This is a genomic window from Candidatus Enterococcus moelleringii (assembly GCF_017377575.1).
In the GTDB taxonomy this organism is placed as follows: domain Bacteria; phylum Bacillota; class Bacilli; order Lactobacillales; family Enterococcaceae; genus Enterococcus_A; species Enterococcus_A moelleringii.
Map to the genome: position 1 here is coordinate 1 of NZ_JAFREM010000043.1, position 3236 is coordinate 3236.

The following is a 3236-nucleotide window of genomic DNA, read 5'->3' on the forward strand; positions in this document are numbered from 1 at the left end:
CTGACTTCCTGCAAAGTTTTACCATATACGGAGCAATATTTTGTTTTTCCATTGGCCTTTTTTCCAACCGCATACCTCCCCTCCCATCTCTTGTCCTTCCGTCGATAAATATTTTCGCCTCGACGCATTTGTCCACTTCCTCTCCATCTCATTTGACGGTAATTTTGACGGTTTATAGAATAGCCTTTGTTCTGGTCTCTATTTAGGCATTCCGCTAATTCTGTTTATAAGTAAAGGCAGGAATATATTCATTTTAGTTATTTTTTTAAAATATATTGCGTATTTATTTCTTGTAATCTATAATAAAGCTAGTGAGTGACCCCAAGAAATTAAAAAACATAACTATATCGCCATTTCCCCTTGGTCTTTTCAAGACCAAGATAAAGACTTCACACATTTAACGTTACTTTCCCTTATCCTTTGTATTCCTGTCGTTTAATTCCCCTTCACTATCTAAATATCGCCCGTATATTTATAAAGGGAAAGGTCAAATTCAACCTAAACATTATGAAACAAGCCCCAAAACCCACTCTTTCGTCGATTTATTTTAACATTAAATAGTCAAGTGTTATGTCCCTTTATTGTATTTTTCCTATATTTTACTTTTAGTGTTATATCCACTGTCTTACATACTGGCTCTCCTGAGAGCAAAAACACCGAAAACGCTTGTCCTTACGTCATTTAGCAACTGCACACAAAAGAAGCTGATTCCGGATAATGGAATCAGCTTCTTCTTATAATCGACACCCGCTCACCAGCTATTACTATACGCGTCTCTCAGTTCTTCATAAATACTAGTCATTTCATCTTCGCTCCACCGCTCTTCGTCATAGTTAAACACAGACTCGCTGGCAGCGACACACTTCATTTCCTTCAACACCTGACAAGCCTCGGCCGATAGGGCCAGTTCTTGAAGATCTGGTTCAGCCAATTTTACGACAGCAAGTTGTTGATATGTATTATTCAATTGAATCAGCTTACGATCAAAATCTATGTCCTTCCATTTTAAGTCGACGATGTTACTCATATCCAGTCCTGTTTCCAGCATCAGACAAAGTGCAAAGCGAATCTGGTAGGCATCACTTTCCGGCGACCCTTTCATCGCATATTCCATTAAGAATTGCGCCGGAGCTTTGTTCCTTCGCTTCCTTTTAACGAACTGACAGGGATTGTAGCGCAGCAGGTTTTCGCGAAGTGCCTCCCGCATGATTTGCTGCAGTAAGTAAAAGATATTATCTACTTCCGTTTTTTCGCAGGTATCCGTCAGATTACTCATCAGTCCTTGAATTCTGTCACAGCTGATCATACTGATTGGCACGTCTGCTAGTTCAGGATACAGGTATTTTTCCGTCCAGTAACGATATTTCTTAATCGTTCCCTCAGACAGTCGGCCGCTTTCCTTTTCTAGAAAGAATTCAAACCACTCCATAAAAGTGAAGCTTCTTGTGGTCAGCGCAGGCTGATTCGGCAAGGTTGCCACACCGCTGGTTTTTCGCTTAAACTCCTCTTCCAATTCGTCCCTTATCATTTTGACCTTTGCTTCAGCCTCTTCTCGGGTCTCGCCATAAACTGAACGAAATTTGGAACTTCCATTGCTCCTTTTACCGATCACATAACGCCCTTCCCAACGGCCGTCCTGTCTTAAGTAAATATTGTCTCCTTTACGCGGCATTAATCGCCCTCCTAAATAGTCAAATAAAAAATGAAAAGTGTTGCTATTTGATTATTTTACTATACTTTTAGAAGGATGTTTATAGCTTAGAAAGAAATTATTTCAAATTCTAATCTAAAAATACCAATGGTTATTTATACTGCAATAAAGGCCTTGTTTAAAGGATTCACCGCTAAATTTACGTCTCTTTTTGACCCCTTAAAACACTGAAATCCGATCGTCCAAATCAAAAAGATCCTTCTAATCTCGACTCCATTTTTCACTAAAGCAAAAAGTCGAAAGCAGCTGCTGCATACTCTCGACTTTCCCCACTCAATTTCCGTTCAATACCCGCCCGGCACTCTCAAATGGATACCAGCTGCTATGGGTAATCTTCACTACATCACCCGGCTGAGGCGCTTGAATAAAATAGCCATCTCCGATATACAATGCTACATGGTGAGCCGGTCGTCCCCAGAAAACTAGATCCCCTGGCTGCACTTCACTTATCGGAATCTCCTTGATAGAAGCCTGTTGCGCCTGGCTCACTCGTGGAATTCCAATCCCATTTTGGGCAAATACCCACTGCATCAAACCGCTGCAGTCAAAGCCTGCTGGCGTTGTTCCTCCCCAAACGTACGGCACGCCTAAATACTGCTTAGCCGACAGAATAATGTCCTGCGCCTTATCACTCATTTCTTCAGTGGTTTCAAAGTTGGTCTTAATGCTCTCGCCCAATACCACTTGTTGCCACAAGGCTTCCTGTTGGGCCTTTAAAGCCTGTTCCTGTTGCCGCTCTTCTTCCCGAATCCGTGCCAGCATCCCCTGATTGTCAGCCAACTCCTTCTCCAGCTCAGCTTTACTGGCCGTCTGCTTCTCAATTGTCTGCTTCAATAAATCCTGGGCAGTCTGATAGTCCTTCCGCTTCTTCTCTAATTCCTTCTGCTGCTTCGTAATAGCCTCCACTAATTCGGTGTATTCCTTGGCCCGAGCAGCATCGGTTTTCTGAACCGTCTCGATCCCTTTAATCGAACTCAACATTTTCCCCCAGCCATCTACTTTAAAGAACGCCGACTTTTGACTGGCATCCGTCAGTTGAATCGCTCGAACCCGCTCTTGAATTTCCTTTTCTAACTGCGTTAAGTTCCCTGTCATCTCAGTCACTTTCTTTTCCTGCTCAATCAGCTCCTGATCCAGTGTTTGAATCCTTTTTTCTTGCTCTGCCTGTTGGACTACCGAAGTTGAAATGTTGTCATTCAATTGACTCAGCCGTTCCTGCAGCTGAGCAATCGTCTGCTGAGTCTCTTCTTTGGGATCAGCATGAACCCCACTTCCAAAACAGAATATACCCACTAATAGGATGACTCCTATGTACAGCTTCTTAATATGCGTCACCTCCAGTTTCATAAAAAACGCCCAATCCTCTGATTGAGCGCTGCTTCTAATTTGTCGCCAACTGCGGAAAACCCAGTAAGGCTTGTTCTTCACTCAGCCAACGTTCGCGGAATTCTTCGTTCAGCTTATAGCCCCGGCCCCATAAAGTGACAATAATCTCATCTTTGATGCCTACCCGTTCGAACTTCCG

At 42.8% G+C, this 3236-nt stretch carries 2 protein-coding genes and 1 pseudogene; all 3 read right to left on the reverse strand.

Going from position 1 to position 3236, the window contains the following annotated elements:
- Positions 1-128: pseudogene (locus JZO70_RS22505) on the reverse strand (site-specific integrase); the annotation flags it as partial.
- 623 nt (positions 129-751) lie between these two features.
- Positions 752-1672 carry a tyrosine-type recombinase/integrase gene (locus tag JZO70_RS21675; RefSeq protein ID WP_207675788.1) on the reverse strand — a complete coding sequence of 307 codons (921 nt, stop codon included), beginning with the start codon at positions 1670-1672 and terminating at the stop codon, positions 752-754.
- 312 nt (positions 1673-1984) lie between these two features.
- Positions 1985-3004 carry a C40 family peptidase gene (locus tag JZO70_RS21680; protein ID WP_347565226.1) on the reverse strand — a complete coding sequence of 340 codons (1020 nt, stop codon included), beginning with the start codon at positions 3002-3004 and terminating at the stop codon, positions 1985-1987.
- Positions 3005-3236: the final 232 nt, after the last annotated feature.